We start from the raw sequence: 19217 nt of genomic DNA on the forward strand, positions 1-19217 counted from the left end.
TGTCCCACGACCGGGGGCCCTGCCCGTGTGCCGGGGCGGGGGCGCTCCCCGCCCCGGCGCACGGCTCGCTCACCCGCGCGGACGCAGTGCCGCCGCCAGCAGGAACGCGGTGACGCCCGCACCGGAGATCACCCACAGGGCCGCCCCCAGGCTGAACGAGTCGGCCAGGAGGCCGATCAGGGGCGGGAACCCGAGGAACCCCGCGCGTCCCAGCCAGCCGACGACGGTCACGCCGTCGCCGGTGCGCACCCCCGGCACGTTCCCGGCCGCGGCCAGGGTGAGCGGGAACAGCGTGGCCACGCCCAGGCCCATCACGCCGAAACCGATCACGGTGGTCACGGGGTGGGGGAGGAGCAGGGCGAACGCGATCCCTCCACCCGCAAGCAGCCCGCTGGCGCGTCCCACCGCCACCGCGCCGAACCGGTCGGTCACCCGGTCGCCGGCGAGCCTTCCCAGCGTCATCATCGCCTGGCAGGCCACGAACGGCAGTGCGGCGAGGAACAGCGACGCGTCCAGCTCCGAGGTCATGTACACCGCGCCCCAGGACGCGGCCGAGTCCTCGATGCCCCCGGCGAACATCAGCAGCACGCCGAGCCCGACCAGGAGGACCAGCGCGCGGCCGGGGACGCGCAGCCGGCGCCCGTCCTCGCCGCTGGTCCCGTCCTCGCGCTCACTGCTGTCCGGTCCGGGCAGCAGCATCTGGCTCACCACGAGGTTCACCACCAGCAGCACGGCGGAAACGGCGCCGAGGTGCCACAGGAGCGGCACCCCGAGTCCGGCCATCGCCGCGCCCAGCAGTCCTCCCGCGACCGCCGCCAGGCTCCACACCGCGTGGAAGGTGTTGATGATGCTGCGCCGGTAGCGCCGCTGGACGCGCAGCCCGTGCGAGTTCTGCGCGGAGTCGGTCCAGGCGTCCGCGCTGCCCAGGACGAAGAGCGCGGCCGCCAGCATCCACCAGTTCTGCGCCAGGGCGATGAATGGAAGCGCTCCCAGGGAGACCAGGCTGGTCCCGACGGCCGCCCGGCCGCTGCCGAACCAGTGGATCAGCGGCCCCGCCAGCATGCCGGTGAGGATCGCCCCGGTGGGCATGGCCGCGATCGCCAGGCCCAGTTCGGCGTTGCTCAGCTCCAGCCGGTCCTTGATCACCGGCAGCCACGGCACCGCGTTGGTATAGGTGAATCCGTTGACGAAGAAGAGGGTGGAGACCGCGACCCGGGCCCGGCGGGCCTCCGGGGGCGGTGCTGCGGTCTTCTCGGCGGACGTGCTCAAGGCGGCTCCCACGTGGACGGTTCCGTGCGCGCAGATGCTATCCAGTCCGCTCATGGGACGACAGACGTTTTCGGCCACCGCGTCGGGCGGGCTTGCCATAGGACGCGGACCCGATTTACATAGGGGGTCCGCTCCGTATCCGAGAGGCTTCCGACCCGGACCGCTCGGCCACCCCGAGACCCGGGGCCCTGACCCGGCCCGCCCCGGGGCCCGCTCCCGCGCGGGGCCCCAGCCTGCCGTCCGCCGTCTCCCCCCACGCCGGGAACCGCCACACGCGGGCCCGGACGGAACCGGAAGATCCCATGATCAACACGAGCGCGCTGCGAGAAAAACCCACTCTCACCGGGGAACGCGTCCATCTGGTGCCCCTGGGGCCGGAGCACACCGACGCCTACTTCACCGCAGGCCTCGACGAGGAGGTCCGCAGACTCACCGGCACCCACCGCCACCTCACCTACGCGGAGGCCAGGGAGTGGTGTGCGACCCGGGCGGGCAGCACCGACCGGCTGGACCTGGCCATCCTCGCGCCCGGGGACGGGCGCTACCTGGGAGAGCTGTCCGTCTACGCCGTGGCCGCGGAGAACGAGAGCGCCGGCTACCGCATCGCCCTGTCCGCCATCGAGTTCACCGGCCAGGGCCTGGGCCGGGAGGCCACACAGCTCGTCCTGGAGTACGCCTTCGAGCACATCGGGCTGCACCGGGTATGGCTCCACGTCTACGCCTTCAACATGCGTGCCATCGCCGTCTACCGCTCCTGCGGCTTCTCCGTCGAGGGGCGGATGCGCGACTCGCTGCTCTGGGAGGGGCGCCGCCACGACGAGCTGCTGATGGGGGTGCTCAGGAGCGGGTTCCGGCGGAGCTGAGCCATACGGTTTTTGCCCGGTGCCGGGGTTGGGACCGCGGGGTCGGGGGGTATGCCGGTAGCACTTTCCAGCGGCTCATCCACACAGCCGAGAGGAGCGGTGCCGGGGCCCCGGTCCCGGTGCCGGTGAGGACATGAACCCGGTTCCCGTTTCACTGCCCTTCGCCGACCGGTCCGAGGCGGGGCGCCGCCTCGCAGAGCGGGTGCGCCCCCTCGTGGTCGACGACCCCCTCGTCCTGGCCCTGCCGCGCGGCGGGGTCCCGGTCGGGGCGGAGCTCGCCCGGCGGCTCGACGCCGACTTCGACGTTCTCATGGTCCGCAAGATCGGGCTGCCCGGCCGGCCGGAGACGGGGGTGGGGGCCATCGCCGAGAACGGGCAGGTGTTCTTCGACGACCGTGCCCTGGCGCGGATGCGGGTGCCCCGCCAGGCCCTCTCCGAGACCGTCGCGGCCGAGCGCGACGAGCTCGACCGCCGCCGCCGGGTCTACCGGGGCGAGCGCTCGGCGCCGCGCATCGCCGGGCGCGACTGCGTGGTCGTGGACGACGGGGTCGCGACGGGCGGCACCGCCCGCGCCGCGCTGCGGATGGTGCGCCGGGCCGGGCCGTCCCGGCTGATCCTGGCCGTGCCGGTCGCGGCGCCCGAGGCGGTCGAGGCGCTGCGGGAGGACGTCGACGAGATGGTCGTGCTCGGCGCGCCGGACAACTTCCACTCGGTGGGCGAGTGGTACCGCGACTTCGGCCAGCTCTCCGACGGGAACGTCACCGCGATCCTCGACGAGCACGGACGCGTCCGTCCCCCGGGGGAGGAGGCCCGCGGCGTGCGGGTGCGCGCCGGCCGGGTCTACCTCGACGGCGATCTCACCGTGCCCCCCGCCCTGCGCGGCGCGGTGGTCCTGGCCGCGGGGGAGGGGAGGTCGGACCCGCGCCGGAGGGTGGTCTCGTCGGCCCTGCAGCGGGCCGGGTACGCGACCCTGGTCCTGGACCTGCTGACCGCGGAGGAGCAGGCGTCGGGTCCGGCGGACGCCGACGCCGGTGCGCTGGGCGAGCGGCTGGGCGCGGCCGTCGGCTGGCTCCGCAGCGCGACCGACGCGGCGGACCGGCCCCTGGGCGTGCTGGGGTCGGGGAGCGCGGCGCCGGCGGCGCTGGTCACCGCGGCGGAGCGCCCCCGGGAGGTGGCCGCCGTGGTGGTCCACGGCGGGCGGATCGACCTGGCCGAGCCGCACCTGTCGGACGTGCGGGCCCCGGTCCTGGTCCTGCTGGAGAGCGGGGACTCCTTCGTCCGCGAACTGGGGGAGTGGGCCCGGGGCCGGATGGGCGGGACGACCGACCTGCGGGTCGTGCCGGGCGTCGAACAGCTGCTCCCCGGCGCGCAGGAGTGGAGACAGGTCGCGGTGGAGGCCCTGGACTGGTTCGACCGCCACCTCGGGGGCCGGGAGGGGTGACCCGGCCGCGGCTCCGGCCCGCGGACCGCGTCCCCGCCGGGCACGAGAAAACCCGCGGCGCCCTCGACGTTGCTCGTCGGGGCGCCGCGGGTTGATCGGGGGCCGGGGCCACCGGGGGAGATCCGCTGTGCCGTGGTCCGTGGACCTCGGTCAGGCAGCGTTGGCGCGGCGCATACGGCGACGGCGCTCGGAGGCGCGCTCGTCCTCGTTCAGACCGCCCCAGGTACCGTACTTCTCCGGACGCGAGATCGCGTAGTCCAGGCAGTCGGTTCGCACAGGGCAGGCCGCACAGATCTCCTTGGCCTTGCGCTCCCTGATCTCCCGCTCCGGCTGGCGTTCGCCGTCCGGGCCGAAGAAGAGCACAAGGTCCTCGCCCCGGCACGCGGCGGCATCCTGCCACCCCCAGCTCGGGCGGGGGCGCAGCGCGGCCTGCCGACGTACCTGAGACATGCTTGAACCACCTCTACTGAAATCACTAGTAAGCTGTCGGAAAAAGCTTCAGTCACCAAAAGATTGGTCATGCGGCGTGAGCCACCCCGCACGACGCAAACGCCGGACGGTGCAGACGATGTTCCCCGGTGTGGCTGAGACCACGAGAAGCACAGACCACGCGGCAGGATGTGCTGCTGACGGAGTGCTCTCACGCGAACGGCTGCGGAGGCGGTGACGGCCTCCGTCCGAGCCGGTACGTAATCATGCCATCCCCACTCCCGATCCTGCACGGGGGGTGGGGAAATTACTCGCCCAACCGTTACCGAAACCTGATGTCTACTGACCGGTCTTCGGTCGTTTGTCCGAGTTTGTCGTAAATCACAAGATCTACGGTCTTAAGCAGGACACAGCACATCGTATGGTGCGATGTCCCTCCTGCCTAGGGGGTTCTCCTGATGCGCCGATCACATTGTGGTCTGCTTGGAGCTCCGAGATATGGCGTGACCGTATGTCCTCACGCTGCGTCGCACCAGCCGGGGGGCGCCACGCCCGCCGGCGACCCCCGGTGAACCGGATCGACCCCTTCCCCGGTCCTCCCCGTCCCCGCGCGACGCGCCGTCCCGCACCCGTGCCGGGGAGGCCCCGCGGCCCCGTCCCCCCGCCCCTAGGGGAAGGACCAGGGGAACCGCCCGGAACGGCTCGTGGTGCGGCGGCGTCCCAGACGATAGAAAGCAACGGGTGCGGGGACTCTTCCCCCAGGAGGTCGCGCACCCGCGACCGGGACCCGATCGAAGGAGACGAAACACCGTGGCCCTCTTGCGGCTCATCCTGAACGTCATCTGGCTCTTCGTCGCCGGCTTCTGGCTGGCAGTCGGCTACGTGATCGCCGGAGTCATCTGCTGCATCCTGATCGTCACCATCCCGTTCGGGATCGCCTCCTTCCGCATGGCCAGCTACGCGATCTGGCCCTTCGGTCGCGAACTGGTGCGCAGGCAGGGGTCGGGCGGCGGCAGCACCTTCCTCAACGTCATCTGGCTGATCGTCGCGGGCTGGTGGCTGACGCTCGGCCATATCGCCACCGCGATCGGCCTGGCCGTCACTATCATCGGGATTCCGATGGCGTGGGCCTCGCTGAAGATGATCCCCGTGGCGCTCGCGCCGTTCGGCAACGAGATCGTGCACAGTGGCCGTCCCAGGGAACCCTGGCAGTTCTGACGCCGTTGAGTTCCCGACGGACACGGGAGAACCAGGACCCTCGTCCGCGCATCCCCCCGGTACCGCCCCCGCGTGTCCGTCGCCTCCCGTGCGGGCACCACGCAGCACCCCGAGAATGGAGTCCATGTGCAAGCCCAACGGCCGGGAGTGTGGGCGCTCCTGAACAAATGGCTCACCGCCCGCAGGGCGCGAGCCGAGCGCCTCGCCCAGTTGGAGGCTCAGAAGGAGCACTCCGAGCCCGAACCCCAGTCCCCGGACCAGGGGCCGGCCGAACAGGACGACGTGGGCGCGGGGGACATCCTGAAGTCGGTCAGCGACGTCGCCTGGCGCTTCCTCCTCATCGGTGTCGTCGCCGGGCTGCTCCTCTACGGGCTCGTCTACCTGTCGGTCGTCACCCTGCCGATGATCCTCGCGGTGTTCATCACCGCCCTGCTCATGCCGCTCGCCAACCTGCTGCGCCGCAAGGGCCTGGGTCGGGGCACGTCGACGACGATCTCGATCCTCGTCGGGCTCATCGTGTTCGGCGGCGTCATCTCGATGATCGTCACGCCCGCCGTGCAGGGGTTCGGCCCCCTGGTCGACAGCGTCACCAGCGCGGTCAGCGAACTCCAGGACATCCAGGTGCCCTTCGGGCTCGACCCGGCGCTGTTCACCGACATGATCGACGACGCCTGGGTGCAGATCCAGGCCATGATCAGCGAGAACCAGGACCAGCTGCTCAGCGGCGCCTGGACCGCGGGCGCGGCCGTCATCTCGGTTCTCGTCGGCATCGTCCTGATCATCGCCCTGACCGTGTACTTCGTGCACTCGGGCGACCAGCTCATGGACTGGTTCCTCACCCTGTTCCCGCCGCGGTCCCGTCCGGGCCTGCGCCACGCGGGGGACGTCGCCTACGGCGTCATGGGACGGTACGTGCGCGGTGTGGCCGCGGTCGGCTTCTTCGACGCCGTCGGCATCGGCATCGCCCTGGTCTTCCTGATCGACATCAACCTGGCCATCCCGCTGATCGTGCTGACCTTCGTCGGCGCCTTCCTGCCGATCATCGGCGCCTTCCTGACCGGGCTGCTCGCCGCCCTGGTCGCGTTCGTCACCGAGGGCTGGATCGTCGCGCTCGTCGTCGTCGGCGCGGTGATCCTCGTGCAGCAGCTGGAGAGCAACGTCTTCGCGCCGCGCATCTACGGGGCCTCGCTCGACCTGCCCTCGCCCGTCGTGCTGATCGCGATCTCCGTCGGCGCCGTGGTCGGGGGCGTCCCCGGCATGTTCCTGGCCACGCCGGTGGCCGCCGTCCTGGCGGCCCTGCTGCGCAACCGCCCGCCGGGCAAGCCCGGGGACTCCGACGAGGAGTCCCCGGAGGGCACCGGGGGGGAGCCGCCCGTCGCGGCGGCGGTCGTCGTGGCCAAGGTCCCCAAGGACAAGGAGCCCGAGGGCGCGCACCCCGCTCCCGAGGAGGAATAGGGCCCCTCAGGAGCGGCGGGGCGTGCGACGGGGTGACCGGCGCCGCCCGGCCGCGGGGAATGCGGCGCGCCCCCGCACCCGTTGACCGGGTGGCGGGGGCGCGGCCGTGTCCGGGGGCCTCCCGGAAAACGGATCGCCGCACCCCCCGCCCGTGCCGTTAGGCTGGGTCGGTCGGCCCGAAGGCCACCACCCCCCACCCACGCGGAGGAGCCGCCGCTCCCGTGCACCGCGGGTGCGCGTCCGGCCGTACCGAACCGTCCCACCACCTCGTAGGAAGCCCCACCATGCTGATCGCCACCGACCTCGAACTGCGTGTCGGTCCTCGACTCCTGTTGGAGCCGACCACCTTCCGCGTCGCCGCCGGGGACCGGATCGGACTGGTCGGCCGCAACGGTGCGGGCAAGACGACCATGACCAAGGTGCTGGCGGGCGAGGGCCTGCCCACCGGCGGCACGGTCACCTCCTCCGGCACCATCGGCTACCTGCCGCAGGACCCCCGCACCGACGACCCCGACGTCATCGCCCGCGACCGCGTGCTGTCCGCGCGCGGGATCGACGAGGCCCTGCGCGGTATGCGCGAGGCCGAGAAGAAGATGGCCAGCACCGACACCAAGACCCGGAACAAGGGTGTGCGCGCCTACTCCCGGTGGGAGGAGCGCCTGCACGTGCTGGGCGGGTACGCCGCCGAGTCCGAGGCCGCCGCCATCGCCTCCAGCCTGGGCCTGCCCGACAAGGTGCTCTCCCAGCCCCTGCACACCCTCTCCGGCGGTCAGCGCCGCCGTATCGAGCTGGCGCGGATCCTGTTCAGCGGCGCGGACACGCTGCTGCTGGACGAGCCCACCAACCACCTGGACGCCGACTCCATCGTCTGGCTGCGCGACTTCCTCAAGTCGCACCAGGGCGGGCTCATCGTGATCAGCCACGACGTGGACCTGGTCGAGCACGTGGTGAACAAGGTGTTCTACCTCGACGCCAACCGCAGCGTCATCGACATCTACAACATGGGCTGGAAGCTGTACCTGGAGCAGCGCGAGGCCGACGAGCGGCGGCGCAGGCGCGAGCTGGCCAACGCCGAGAAGCAGGCCGACACCCTGCGCAAGCAGGCGGACAAGTTCCGGGCCAAGGCCTCCAAGGCGCGCGCCGCACAGCAGATGCTCAACCGGGCCGACCGGCTCCTCGACGGCGTGCAGGGCGTCCGCAAGTCCGACAAGGTCGCCAAGCTGCGCTTCCCCGACCCGGCTCCCAGCGGCCGCACGCCGCTGATGGCGGAGGGGCTGTCCAAGTCCTACGGCTCGCTGGAGATCTTCACCGGCGTGGACCTGGCGATCGACCGGGGCAGCCGCGTGGTGATCCTGGGGCTCAACGGCGCCGGCAAGACCACGCTGCTGCGGCTGCTCGGCGGCGTCGAGGAGCCCGACCGGGGGGCCGTGGTCCCGGGGCACGGGCTCAAGCTCGGCTACTACGCCCAGGAGCACGAGACCCTGGACGTGGGCCGCAGCGTGCTGGAGAACATGATGAGCGCGGCCCCGGAGCTCCCGGAGGTGGAGGCGCGCCGCACGCTGGGCTCGTTCCTGTTCACCGGTGACGACGTCGACAAGCCGGCGGGCGTGCTCTCCGGAGGCGAGAAGACCAGGCTGGCCCTGGCCACGCTGGTCGTCTCCAGCGCCAACGTGCTCCTGCTCGACGAGCCCACCAACAACCTGGACCCGGCCAGCCGCGAGGAGATCCTGGCGGCCCTGCGCAACTACAAGGGCGCGATCGTGCTGGTGACACACGACGAGGGCGCGGTCGACGCCCTCCAGCCCGAGCGCGTCATCCTGCTGCCCGACGGCGTCGAGGACGTGTGGAACGCCGATTTCGAGGACCTGATCTCGCTGGCGTGAGCCGGGGGCCGTGAGGGCCCCGGCGGCGGAGGTGGACGCCCAGCATGCTGGGAGGTTCACCTCCGTCCTTTTCGGACGACGTTTGCGGCGCTCCGAAACCCGGGCAGAGAAGGGGGCGCCCGGCGCGGCGCGCGGCGAATGTGGCGGGGCGTGAGCGCGATGCCGGATCATGGCAGGGATTCCAGAAGCGTTGACCGGACGACCCGGAGGAGTGGACTGTGGACGATGCGCTGAGGAAGGGCACCCGCGTGGCGGGAACGGACCGCTCCGAGCTCGCGGCCCAGCTCAAGCGGCGCTACGACTCGGGGGAGAGCATCCGCATGCTGGCGGCCGCCACCGGGCGTTCCTACGGTTTCGTCCACCGGCTGCTCAGCGAGGCCGGGGCCGAGCTGCGCGGCCGGGGCGGGGCGACCCGCAAGGCCTGAGGCCCCGCCCGCGCGACCGGTGGTTACCGATGGGTAATATCGAGGGTGACACCGAGCACGACGGAGGAACCCCATGGCACAGGCGTCGAACGGGCCCGGGCGGCTGCCCACGGAAGCGGAGCTGACCCGGGCCGGGCTCGGACTGGCCGTGGAGGGGCCGGTCGCCCGCATCACCATCAGCCGCCCCGAGCGGCGCAACGCGATGACCGGGCGCACCTGGACCACGTTGGCCCACATCGGCCACACCCTCCCGGCCGATGTCCGAATCGTGGTGATCGCCGGCGAGGGCGACATCTTCTCGGCCGGGATCGACCTCGGCATGTTCACCCCCGAGGGCGTGGACGGCGAGCGCTCCATGGTCGGCGGCATCCTCGACGGCTCCTCCACCGGGGCCGACGTCGAGGAGTACATCGCCGGCCTCCAGGAGGGCTTTCTCTGGCTGCGCCGCCCCGACCTGGTCACCGTCGCCGCGGTCCGGGGCCACGCCATCGGCGCGGGCTTCCAGCTGGCGCTCTCCTGCGACCTGCGCATCCTCGCCGACGACGCCAAGTTCTGCATGAAGGAGCCCGCGCTCGGCCTCGTCCCCGACCTCACCGGGACCAAGCCGCTCGTGGACATCGTCGGCGTCCACCGCGCCGTCGAGATCTGCCTGACCGCCCGCCGCGTCGGCGCCCAGGAGGCCCGTGAGCTCGGACTGGCCGAGCTGGTCGTGCCCGCCGACGAACTCCCCGGCGCCGTGGACGACGTCGTCGCCGCGCTGCTCGCCACGAACGCCGAGGCGGCCGCCGCCACCAAGGCCCTCCTCCAGCAGGCCGCGGGCAACACGCTCGAGGAGCAGGCCGCGGCCGAACGCCGCGCGCAGGTCGCCCGCCTGACCGCCCTCGCCGGGACGATGGCGGCCGACAACCGCTGACCCGGCGGGCTCGGCGCCGCACCGCGCCGGCGCCGCGCCGCCCCCGGAGGGATGGGGGAGACCCGTATCACCGGTGAAAAACCCCCATCCCGTCCCCGTTTCCGGACGATGTCTAGTACGCTTCTGCAAGCGGTCGTCCAGTAATGCCGCGCGCATCCGAGCGCGCCGAGGCCGCACAAGACGCGGAGAGCGTGTCGACCCCGTCGGCGCCACTCTTGCCAGAAGAGTTGCTCGTATCCACTCAGTGGGATGCACCGAGCACAGGAGCCCCGAGAATCGAAGGGGTCCGCTTCCGCGTGTGATCAGGCGCGTTTGTGTGATTTCTTCGCTGGGTCCGCTGTGGCCGTGTGGAGCCTTCCTCGAAACGCCGCCAAACGATGAGGAAGGTACACGTCACTTGACGACGGACACTGCCGTAATGCCCGCTTTCGACTCCCTGGGTCTGCCCCAGGACATCGTCGACGAGCTGGCCAAGAACGGTGTGACCACCCCGTTCCCGATCCAGGCCGCCACCATTCCCGACGCCATCGAGGGCCGCGACGTCCTCGGCTGCGGTCGTACCGGATCGGGCAAGACCCTGGCCTTCGGCCTGCCGGTCCTGATGCGCGCCGCAGAGCGCCGCGCCGCCGCCAACCGCCCCAGGGCCCTGATCCTGGTGCCCACGCGCGAACTCGCCCACCAGGTGCGCGACGCCCTTCGCGGTTACTCCCGCATCGTGGGCGTGCGCGTCGGCGACGTCGTCGGCGGCAGCTCCTACACCCGCCAGATCAACGAACTTCGCCGCGGCGTCGAGATCCTCGTCGCCACCCCGGGCCGCCTCAGCGACCTCATCGACCAGGGCGCCTGCGACCTGAGCGACGTCGAGGTCTCGGTGCTGGACGAGGCCGACCAGATGTGCGACATGGGCTTCATGCCCCAGGTCAGCGAGCTCCTCGACCAGGTGCGCCCCGACGGCCAGACGCTGCTGTTCTCGGCCACGCTCGACGGCGACGTCGACAAGCTGGTCCGCAAGTACATGAACGACCCGCAGACCCACTCCGTGGACCCGCCGGTCTCCCAGGTCACCGCCATGGAGCACCACCTGCTCAAGGTGCTGCCCCGTGACAAGAACAAGATCATCACCCAGATCGCCGCGCGCGACGGCCGCACGATCCTGTTCGTGCGCAGCAAGTACCGCGCCGACGCCATCAGCGAGCAGCTGGCGGCGGCGGGCGTGCCCTGCGCGTCCCTGCACGGCGGCAAGACGCAGAGCGTGCGCACCCGCACCCTCGCCAAGTTCCGCGAGGGCAAGATCCAGGCGCTGGTCGCCACCGACGTCGCCGCCCGCGGCATCCACGTCGACGGCATCGACATGGTCGTCAACATCGACCTGCCCACCGGGCACAAGGACTACCTGCACCGTGGAGGCCGCACGGCCCGCGCCGGCGCCTCCGGCCTGGTCGTCTCCCTGGTCGCGCCCAACCAGCGCCGCATGGCCCGCCGCCTGCTCAGCGACGCCGGCGTCGACGCCAAGCAGCACCTGGTCAACCCGGGCGACGAGCTGCTCACCGAGGTGACCGGGGCCAAGGAGCCCTCCTGGGAGCCGTGGATCGAGCCGCCGGAGCCCGTGCGCGAGCGCCGCGGACGCGGCGGCCCCCGCCGTGGAGGCTACGGCGGCGGTGGCGGCGGTTACCGGGGCGGCGGCGGCTACCGCGGTGACCGCAGTGGCGGTGGCGGCGGCTACCGCGGCGGCGGTGGCGGCGGCTACCAGGGCGACCGTCCCCGCACCGACCGCGGTGAGGGCGGCGGTTTCCGTGAGGGCGAGCGCCCCCGCGGCGAGGGCGGCGGCTACCGCGGCGGCGAGCGCCGCGAGTACGCACCGCGCTCCGAGGGCGGCTACCGCGGTGACAACCGCGGTGGCGGCGGCTACCGCGGCGGCAGCGGCGGTGGCTACCGCGGTGACCGCAGTGGCGGTGGCGGCGGCTACCGCGGCGGCAGTGGCGGTGGCGGCGGCTACCGGGGCGACCGTCCCCGCACCGACCGCTACGACTCCGCCCCGCAGCACTAGGGTGTGAACGGACCCGGGCCCGGCAGGATCTCCTGCCGGGCCCGAGCCTTTTCCGGGGTTGTACACCTCTCTCGGACAGCGGCGCCCCGCGCGGGTCCGAGCCCCGGGACGGGGCGGTCGTAGGGAGGGCCGCCGCGCGGCCACGGGCCCGCCCGGGGGTGGTGACCCATTACGGTCCTTTACCGCCCCTTCGCGTGTCCGAATCGCCCGGAACCGCAGGGGGCGTGGACAGTTGCGGGACAGCCCCGATGTCGCACTCGGGACCACCACGCCGCCTGAAGGGGAACGCGTGAACGTCCTCAACGTCCTTCTCGTCACCGTCAACGACTTCTTCTGGAGCTACCTCCTCATCCCGCTCCTGGTCGTTCTCGCCGTCTACTTCACGGTGCGGTCGGGTTTCGTGCAGCTGCGCCTGCTCCCCGAGATGTTCCGGGTGCTGCGGAGCAGCCCGGGGACGGCGCCCGACGGTGGCAGGGAGATCTCGTCCTTCCAGGCCTTCGCGATCTCCGCCGCCTCCCGGGTGGGGACGGGGAACATCGTCGGCGTGGCCACCGCGATCATGCTCGGCGGGCCGGGCGCTGTCTTCTGGATGTGGGCCATGTCCTGCGTGCTGGGGGCCGCGGCGTTCGTGGAGTCGACGCTGGCCCAGCTGTACAAGGTGCGCACCAGCACGGGGTTCCGGGGCGGACCCGCGTACTACATGCTGCACGGGCTGGGCCAGAGGTGGATGGGTGCCCTCTTCGCGGTCCTCATCACCGTCACCTTCAGCCTCGTCTTCAACTCCGTGCAGGCCAACAGCATCACGGGCGCCATCTCCACCTCTATGCAGGAGCTGGGCGCGCCCACCGGCTGGTTCCTGAGCGTCCTGGTCGGGCTGGCGCTGGTCGGGCTGACCGCCGCCGTCGTCTTCGGCGGGGTGCGGCGCATCGCGACGGTCGCCCAGGCGCTCGTCCCCCTCATGGCGATCCTCTACATCCTCCTCGGCCTGGCCGTGGTGGTCCTCAACATCGGCGAGCTGCCCCGGGTCGTCGGCGACATCTTCGCCTCCGCGTTCGGGCTGCGCGAGTTCACGGCCGGCGGCGTGGGCGCGGCGCTCGTGCAGGGCATGCGGCGGGGCATGTTCTCCAACGAGGCGGGCCTGGGGTCCGCCCCCAACGCCGGAGCCACCGCGTCGGTCTCCCACCCCGCCAAGCAGGGGCTCGTGCAGACCCTCGGTGTGTACTTCGACACCTGGCTGGTGTGCTCGGTGACCGCGTTCATCGTCCTCGTGTACAACCCCGACTTCACCACCGAGACCGGGGCCGAGGTCACCCAGCGGGCGCTCCAGTCCTCTCTGGGGAGCTGGTCGGTGCACGCCCTCACGGTGATCCTGTTCCTGCTGGCCTTCACCTCCGTGCTGGGCAACTACTACTACGGCGAGTCCAACCTCCGGTTCCTGGACGCCGACCCGCAGCACATGACCTACTTCCGCTACGCGGTGCTGGCCGCGGTGTTCATCGGCTCCGTGGCGCCGCTGACGCTGGTGTGGAACCTCGCCGACATCTCCATGGGCGTCATGGCGACCGTCAACCTCGTGGCACTGGCGCCGCTGTCGGCCGTCGCCTTCCGGCTGCTGGGCGACTACAGCCGCCAGCTGCGCAACGGGCTCGACCCGCAGTTCACGCTGTCCAAGATGCCCGACCTGCGGAACGTGGAGTGCTGGGGGCCCGCGTCCGGCTCCCTTCCCGACGACGTCCAGCGCGGGGAGGGGGAGGCGCCCGGCGACCCGGCCTCGGCGCTGGCGGAGCGGGACGCGGACACGCGGGACGGCGGGGCGGGCGGAGCCCACGCGGACCCCGGTGAGGAGGAGGGCCCCTCCGACGACGGCCGCGACGAGGGCCCCGGGGAACGCTAGCCGCGTCCCGCCGGGCGGACGCGCTCCTGCCACCGGGGGAGCGTCGTCCACAGGAAACGCCGGGTCGTCCCGGGCGAAAACGATTTTCGGTACTATGCGTGAAGATCCCGCCCGACCACCACGGAGACCGACGTGCCCGACCGGACCACACCGGCCACCGACCCCGGCCCGCCCCCGAGCAGCTCGCTCGGCGACTCCCTCGCCGGGGGGTGGGCGGACCGCGGCGAGGAGCTCCCCCCGGAGGACTGGGGACGAGCCCGGGGCCGCCGCAGGACCGGGACGGTCTGGCTGTTCGCCCTGTTCATCACCGCGATGGCGCTGGGGCACGCCTGGATCTCCGACGAGCTGACCAGTCAGGCCTTCCTCGCGTGGGCCACCATCTTCACCGCGATCAGCTTCCAGGCACTGCCCTTCCTGGTGTTCGGTGTGGCGCTGTCCGCCGCGCTCACCGCGTTCGTGCCGCCCTCGGCCTACCAGCGGTTCATCCCGTCCAAGCCCAGCCACGCCGTGCCGGTCGCGGGGGCCTCCGGGGCCCTGCTGCCCGGTTGCGAGTGCGCCTCGGTGCCCATCGCCGGAAGCCTCATCAAGGGCGGGGTCGCCCCGGCCGCCGCGCTCACCTTCCTGCTGGCGGCGCCCTCCATCAACCCGGTCGTCATGATCGCCACGGCGGTGGCCTTCGCCGGGCAGCCCGAGATGATCCTCGCCCGGTTCGTGGCCTCCCTGCTGGCGTCCGTGGTCATCGGATGGATCTGGGTGCGCTTCGGCCGTGCCGACTGGCTGCGCCTGCCCACGCACAACCACGCGCCCGGGGCCTCCCGGTGGCAGGTCTTCCGCGAGTCGATGCTGCACGACATGATGCACGCGGGCGGCTACCTGGTGGTCGGGGGCCTCGCCGCCGCCACCCTCAACATCATGGTGCCCCGCGAGTGGCTGCTGGCGGTCGCCGGCATGCCGGTGGTCTCGGTCCTCGTGCTCGCCCTCCTGGCCATCCTGCTGTCCATCTGCTCCGAGGCCGACGCGTTCGTCGCCGTCAGCCTCACCGACTTCTCGCCCACGGCCAAACTCGCGTTCATGGTGATCGGGCCGATCGTCGACCTCAAGCTCCTCGCGATGCAGGCGGGCGTGTTCGGCTGGCGCTTCGTGGCCCGCTTCGCCCCGCTGTGCCTGCTGGTCGGCCTGCTCAGCACGTTCCTGATCGGAGGACTGATCCTGTGAACCGCATCGCCCAGGGACTCACCCTGGTCCTGCTCGGCGCGGCCGCGCTGACCAGCACGATCCCCACCGACCTCTACCTCAACTGGGTCAAGGCGGGCTTCGGCCCCTTCCTCATCGCCGCAGGCGTGGCCATGGTCCTGCTCGGCGTGCTCGTCATCGCCTCCGAGCTGCGCGGCGAGGACGAGGCGGAGGAAGAGCACGGGCACGGGGCGGACGCCGAGGTCGTCGCCGCCGGGAACACGGTGTCGGCGCAGGAGAGCGCGTCCGCCGTGGAGAGGGACTACGAGGAGGCGTACGGGCGCGGGCGCGGTACCCAGGGGCACGACCACTCCCGGGCGCCCGGCGTCGCGTGGCTGCTCCTGCTGCCGGTGCTCGCCGTGTTCGTCGTCGCCCCGCCCGCGCTGGGCTCCTACACGGTGGAGGCCACCTCCGGCTCCTCCGGACCGCCCCCGGAGGACCGGCGCGCGGGCGCCTTCGACGACGGGGTCGAGGAGGCCGCTCCGGGCGAGGTCGTCTCCATGGACATCCGCCAGTTCGTGATGCGCGCCTGGATCGACGAGGACCGCCTGCTGGTCGGCCAGGAGGTCGAGCTCACCGGGTTCGCGGTGCCGGAGAAGGACGGCGACGGGTGGTACCTCGCCCGCCTCCAGATGGCCTGCTGCGCCGCCGACGCCGTCGTGAACAAGGTGTACATCTCCAACGAGCCCGCGCCCGAGGCGGACACCTGGTGGACGGTGCGCGGCACCTGGGTGGAGCCCGAGGGCGAGCTCTCCGAGGTGAGCCAGCACGAGTTGACGGCCCTGGAGGTCCAGGAGGTCACCAACCCGCCGGACCCCTACGAGTAGCCCCTGGAGGGTGTCCGGTTCCTCCCTGAGTCGGACGATGGCCCCTCTCCTGCTCACTCTTCGCCACACCGTTCACCATTCGCCGGTTTATGGTCGCACTGAGTGACAATGGGCGGGTGTCAGAGCGGAGCGACGGAAGCCGGGGAGGGTGGGGCCGACTGCGCCCCCGGTCGATCCGTGCCAGGGTCACCACCGGGGCCGTGGTCACCCTGATCCTGATCACCGGCCTGTCGCTCTCCCTCAGCAGCTTCCTGATCCGGGAGATCTCGCTGACCCAGATCAGGGACCAGGCGGACGACGAGGCCCGCCGGGTCTCCGAACGGATCGCCACCGAGCGCTACCAGGGCCCGATCCCCGACGGCGAGACGGTCCTGCGCGTGCAGGTCGTCGACTGGGACACGGGCGAAGTGGTCGCGGCCACCGACGCGATGGAGGGCAAGCCCCCGGTGACGGACGAGCGTCCGAAGCCGGGGGACTTCCGCCTCCAGACCACCGTCTGCGGCGACATCGCGGGCCCCGAGCCCAGGGACTGCCTGCTCGTGGTCGGGTACGGCCTCGCCGACTCCGCCTACGGCGAGGTACTGGTCCTGGCGGCGGCGAGGTCGCCCAGCATCCTGGGCACGTCCCTGGTCGAGGCGGTCCTGGTGGGGACCTCCGTGGCCTTCCTCGTGATCACCGCGACCGTCATCTGGTTCTGGGTCGGGCGTGCGCTGCGGCCCGTGGAGAGGATCAGCGCCCAGCTCGACATGCTCTCCGTCACCGACCTGAACCGCAGGCTCCCGGTCCCCGGGACCCACGACGAGATCGCCCACCTGGCCCGCACGGCCAACGCGAGCCTGGCGCGGCTCGACGAGGCGGTCACCCGGCAGAGGCGGTTCGTCTCCGACGCCTCGCACGAGCTGCGCAACCCCATCGCCGGGATGCGCACCAAGCTGGAGGTCGAGCTCTCCGACCCCGACCCCGACGCCCGCTCGCGCGAACTGCTGCTCACCGGCCTGCTCTCCGACACCGAGAGGCTGGAGAACATCGTCTCGGACCTGCTCGAACTCGCCCGCCTGGACAAGGACGTGGCCCGCGAACGGGAGGAGGTGGACCTGGAGGCGCTCATCAGGGAGGAGTTCGTCGACGAGCGGCGCCACCCCGCGCTGCGGATGCACTCCTCCGGGCCCGTCCGGGCGACCGTCAACCGGCTCCGCCTGGTCCGCGTCCTCACCAACCTGGTCGCCAACGCCGAACGCCACGCGCGGTCCAGGATCGACATCGTCGTCGAGCGGGACGGTGACGCGGCCGTGGTGGAGGTCCACGACGACGGGGCGGGGATCCCCTCCATGGACCGTGAACGGATCTTCGAGCGGTTCGCGCGGCTCAAGGAGTCGCGTGAGCGCGACCCGGGCGGGAGCGGGCTCGGTCTGGCCATCTCGCGTGAGATCGTCCAGTCCCACGGAGGCAGCCTCGTGGCCGGGCACAGCGACCTGCTGGGCGGTGCGGTCTTCACCTTCCGCATCCCCGACACGACCGAGTAGTCGGGACAGGGACATGCCACCCGGAAGCGGACTGACCGCACTGCCCGCGGGCGGGGACGGGCCGAGGCACCCCAACTACTTCCTCCTCGGGTTCGTCGGCGCCCTGGGCGTCCTCACCGCCTGGCTCCTCGTCGAGGCGCTGATCGGGGTCCGCGCGGTCCTGGTGTACATCCTCGTCGCGCTGTTCCTCGCGGTCGGGCTCAACCCCGTGATCGAGGGGTTGCGCGACCGCGCGCGCATGCCGCGCTGGGGGGCCGTCCTCACGGTGTGCCTGGCGATGGTGCTCTTCGCCGCCGTGTTCGTCTGGGCGATCGCGCCCCCGCTCACCGCACAGGCGGCGAGCTTCGCCGCGAACCTTCCGGACACGGTGGACAGCCTCCGGCGCACGCCGTTCTTCGCGGACCTGGAGCGGCGCTACGACGTCCTGGACCGGATCGAGGGCCTGGTCACGGCCCCCGATTTCGGGCAGCAGGTCTTCGGAGGGCTGGTCGGCGTCGGCCAGGTCGTGTTCAACACCCTGTTCGCCACGTCCACGGTGTTCATCCTGACGCTGTTCTTCATGGCGTCGCTGCCGGGGATCCTGGACGTGTCCTACCGGTTCGTGCCCCGCTCCAACCGCGACGGGGTGCGCCGGATCGGAGACGAGATCGTCCGGCGCATCGGTGCGTTCATCGCCGGCCAGCTGGTGGTGGCGGCCTTCGGCGGGGTGGTGGCGTTCTTCTTCCTGTGGGCGGTCGGCTCGGCCTACGCCCTCACCCTGGCGCTCGTGGTGGCGGTGACCGCGCTCATCCCGCTGGTGGGCACCACCATCGGCGCGCTGGCCGCCTCCGCGGCGGTGGCCCTCGGGAGCCCGCTGCTGGGGCTGGTCACGCTGGTGTTCTTCCTGGTCTACCAGCAGATCGAGAGCTACGTGATCTCACCGAGGGTGATGCGCCACGCGGTGGACGTGGCGCCGACCGCGAACATCACCGCCGCGCTGGTCGGCGGGACGCTGATGGGGCTCGTCGGCGCGCTCCTGGCGATCCCCACGGTGGCGGCGCTCACGATCATCCTGAAGCAGGTGGTGTTCCCGCGCCTGGAGCGCCGCTGACGCGGAGCCGCATAGGCTTCCGGGATGGGGGAGGGGACGGGCGGCGGGCGCGGGGTGCGGGTGTCGCGGTTCCTGTTGCTCGCGGCCTGGGCGGCGGTGGTGGTGTTCGCCCTGCTCCACGTGCCCGGGGCGGACGCCCTGCGGAGCCGGGTGGAGGAGGCGGGCGCGGCCGGCCCCGCGGTCTACCTGGTCGTCTACGTCGTCGCCGTCTTCGCTCTGGTGCCCCGGCCGGCCCTGAACGCCCTGGCGGGACTGGTGTTCGGGTTCCCCCTCGGCCTCGTGCTGGCCCTGGCGGGCGGTGTGTGCGCGGCCCTGGCCCAGTTCGCGGTGGCGCGGCACGTGGCGGGCGACGCGGTGGCACGGCGACTGCCCCCGGGCATCCGCGCACGGCTGGACGCCCTCGTGGGCGGTCACGCGTTCGTGGCGGTGCTCCAGCTGCGGCTGTTGCCGGTGGTGCCCTACCAGGCGGTCAACTACGGTCTCGGGCTGACCCGGGCGGGCGTGTGGCCCTTCGCGGCGGGCACGTTGGCGGGTGCGGTTCCCGCGACGGCGGCGCTGGTGCTCGTGGGGAGCGGGGGAGCCGACCTGGGCGTGCCGGTGACCGTGGCCGGGGTGCTGCTCACGGTGGTGATCGGCGCCGCGTGGTGGCTGCGCGCACGGTCCGAGGCGCGGACCGGGGGGTGACGGCGGCGGTCCCGGGACGGGAC

16 protein-coding genes are annotated in these 19217 nt (G+C 72.1%); 14 read left to right on the top strand and 2 right to left on the bottom strand.

The window, feature by feature from the left end; all coding sequences use genetic code 11:
- Window positions 1-69: 69 nt before the first annotated feature.
- The gene (locus tag ACWGL3_RS21915) at window positions 70-1323 is read right to left on the bottom strand and encodes an MFS transporter (RefSeq protein WP_378554707.1); all 1254 of its coding nucleotides are present in this window, start codon (window positions 1321-1323) and stop codon (window positions 70-72) included.
- A gap of 248 nt (window positions 1324-1571) precedes the next feature.
- Here ACWGL3_RS21915 and ACWGL3_RS21920 point away from each other — a divergent pair, with 248 nt between their 5' ends.
- Both ACWGL3_RS21920 and ACWGL3_RS21925 read left to right on the top strand, forming a co-directional pair.
- Window positions 1572-2132: a GNAT family N-acetyltransferase gene (locus ACWGL3_RS21920; protein WP_267949203.1), complete on the top strand. Its 561-nt coding sequence runs from the start codon at window positions 1572-1574 to the stop codon at window positions 2130-2132.
- 133 nt (window positions 2133-2265) lie between these two features.
- On the top strand, window positions 2266-3573 hold the full coding sequence (locus tag ACWGL3_RS21925; RefSeq protein WP_267949204.1) for a phosphoribosyltransferase family protein: 1308 nt from the start codon (window positions 2266-2268) through the stop codon (window positions 3571-3573).
- 150 nt (window positions 3574-3723) lie between these two features.
- Here the strand turns inward: ACWGL3_RS21925 and ACWGL3_RS21930 are convergent, their stop codons facing one another.
- On the bottom strand, window positions 3724-4023 hold the full coding sequence (locus tag ACWGL3_RS21930) for a WhiB family transcriptional regulator (RefSeq protein ID WP_017588640.1): 300 nt from the start codon (window positions 4021-4023) through the stop codon (window positions 3724-3726).
- Between the two features lie 789 nt (window positions 4024-4812).
- Here ACWGL3_RS21930 and ACWGL3_RS21935 point away from each other — a divergent pair.
- The 12 genes from ACWGL3_RS21935 to ACWGL3_RS21990 all read left to right on the top strand — a co-directional run bounded on the left by ACWGL3_RS21935 (window position 4813) and on the right by ACWGL3_RS21990 (window position 19194).
- Window positions 4813-5220, top strand: coding sequence for a YccF domain-containing protein (locus ACWGL3_RS21935; protein WP_267949205.1), 408 nt, complete (start codon window positions 4813-4815; stop codon window positions 5218-5220).
- A gap of 126 nt (window positions 5221-5346) precedes the next feature.
- Window positions 5347-6675 (top strand): AI-2E family transporter, encoded by a 1329-nt coding sequence (locus tag ACWGL3_RS21940; RefSeq protein WP_267949206.1) that lies wholly within the window; start codon window positions 5347-5349, stop codon window positions 6673-6675.
- A 284-nt stretch (window positions 6676-6959) separates the two neighbouring features.
- Window positions 6960-8558: an ABC-F family ATP-binding cassette domain-containing protein gene (locus ACWGL3_RS21945; protein ID WP_267949207.1), complete on the top strand. Its 1599-nt coding sequence runs from the start codon at window positions 6960-6962 to the stop codon at window positions 8556-8558.
- Between the two features lie 218 nt (window positions 8559-8776).
- Complete coding sequence (locus ACWGL3_RS21950; RefSeq protein WP_267949208.1) at window positions 8777-8983, top strand: helix-turn-helix domain-containing protein; 207 nt, start codon at window positions 8777-8779, stop codon at window positions 8981-8983.
- 73 nt (window positions 8984-9056) lie between these two features.
- Window positions 9057-9896 carry an enoyl-CoA hydratase/isomerase family protein gene (locus ACWGL3_RS21955; RefSeq protein ID WP_344181663.1) on the top strand — a complete coding sequence of 280 codons (840 nt, stop codon included), beginning with the start codon at window positions 9057-9059 and terminating at the stop codon, window positions 9894-9896.
- A gap of 418 nt (window positions 9897-10314) precedes the next feature.
- Window positions 10315-11943 carry a DEAD/DEAH box helicase gene (locus ACWGL3_RS21960; RefSeq protein WP_452461731.1) on the top strand — a complete coding sequence of 543 codons (1629 nt, stop codon included), beginning with the start codon at window positions 10315-10317 and terminating at the stop codon, window positions 11941-11943.
- Window positions 11944-12232: 289 nt separating this feature from the next.
- Window positions 12233-13837 (top strand): alanine/glycine:cation symporter family protein, encoded by a 1605-nt coding sequence (locus tag ACWGL3_RS21965; protein WP_267949211.1) that lies wholly within the window; start codon window positions 12233-12235, stop codon window positions 13835-13837.
- A 132-nt stretch (window positions 13838-13969) separates the two neighbouring features.
- Window positions 13970-15052 carry a permease gene (locus ACWGL3_RS21970; protein WP_452461732.1) on the top strand — a complete coding sequence of 361 codons (1083 nt, stop codon included), beginning with the start codon at window positions 13970-13972 and terminating at the stop codon, window positions 15050-15052.
- Window positions 15049-15897, top strand: coding sequence for a TIGR03943 family putative permease subunit (locus tag ACWGL3_RS21975; protein ID WP_267949213.1), 849 nt, complete (start codon window positions 15049-15051; stop codon window positions 15895-15897). Before ACWGL3_RS21970 ends, ACWGL3_RS21975 begins: the two co-directional genes overlap by 4 nt.
- 116 nt (window positions 15898-16013) lie before the next feature.
- On the top strand, window positions 16014-17420 hold the full coding sequence (locus ACWGL3_RS21980; protein ID WP_267949214.1) for a sensor histidine kinase: 1407 nt from the start codon (window positions 16014-16016) through the stop codon (window positions 17418-17420).
- A gap of 13 nt (window positions 17421-17433) precedes the next feature.
- Window positions 17434-18510: an AI-2E family transporter gene (locus ACWGL3_RS21985; RefSeq protein WP_452461733.1), complete on the top strand. Its 1077-nt coding sequence runs from the start codon at window positions 17434-17436 to the stop codon at window positions 18508-18510.
- A gap of 24 nt (window positions 18511-18534) precedes the next feature.
- Window positions 18535-19194: a TVP38/TMEM64 family protein gene (locus tag ACWGL3_RS21990; RefSeq protein ID WP_267949216.1), complete on the top strand. Its 660-nt coding sequence runs from the start codon at window positions 18535-18537 to the stop codon at window positions 19192-19194.
- The last annotated feature ends 23 nt before the right edge of the window (window positions 19195-19217 follow it).

This window comes from Nocardiopsis sp. NPDC055824, assembly GCF_053616335.1.

What these genes read in the sequence shown, in the direction of transcription:
- ACWGL3_RS21925 (WP_267949204.1), top strand. Translation starts at nt 2,266, where the DNA reads ATGAACCCGGTTCCCGTTTCACTGCCCTTCGCCGACCGGTCCGAGGCG.
- ACWGL3_RS21945 (WP_267949207.1), top strand. Translation starts at nt 6,960, where the DNA reads ATGCTGATCGCCACCGACCTCGAACTGCGTGTCGGTCCTCGACTCCTG.
- ACWGL3_RS21955 (WP_344181663.1), top strand. Translation starts at nt 9,057, where the DNA reads ATGGCACAGGCGTCGAACGGGCCCGGGCGGCTGCCCACGGAAGCGGAG.
- ACWGL3_RS21930 (WP_017588640.1), bottom strand. Translation starts at nt 4,023, where the DNA reads ATGTCTCAGGTACGTCGGCAGGCCGCGCTGCGCCCCCGCCCGAGCTGG.
- ACWGL3_RS21985 (WP_452461733.1), top strand. Translation starts at nt 17,434, where the DNA reads ATGCCACCCGGAAGCGGACTGACCGCACTGCCCGCGGGCGGGGACGGG.
- ACWGL3_RS21915 (WP_378554707.1), bottom strand. Translation starts at nt 1,323, where the DNA reads ATGAGCGGACTGGATAGCATCTGCGCGCACGGAACCGTCCACGTGGGA.
- ACWGL3_RS21920 (WP_267949203.1), top strand. Translation starts at nt 1,572, where the DNA reads ATGATCAACACGAGCGCGCTGCGAGAAAAACCCACTCTCACCGGGGAA.
- ACWGL3_RS21960 (WP_452461731.1), top strand. Translation starts at nt 10,315, where the DNA reads ATGCCCGCTTTCGACTCCCTGGGTCTGCCCCAGGACATCGTCGACGAG.
- ACWGL3_RS21990 (WP_267949216.1), top strand. Translation starts at nt 18,535, where the DNA reads ATGGGGGAGGGGACGGGCGGCGGGCGCGGGGTGCGGGTGTCGCGGTTC.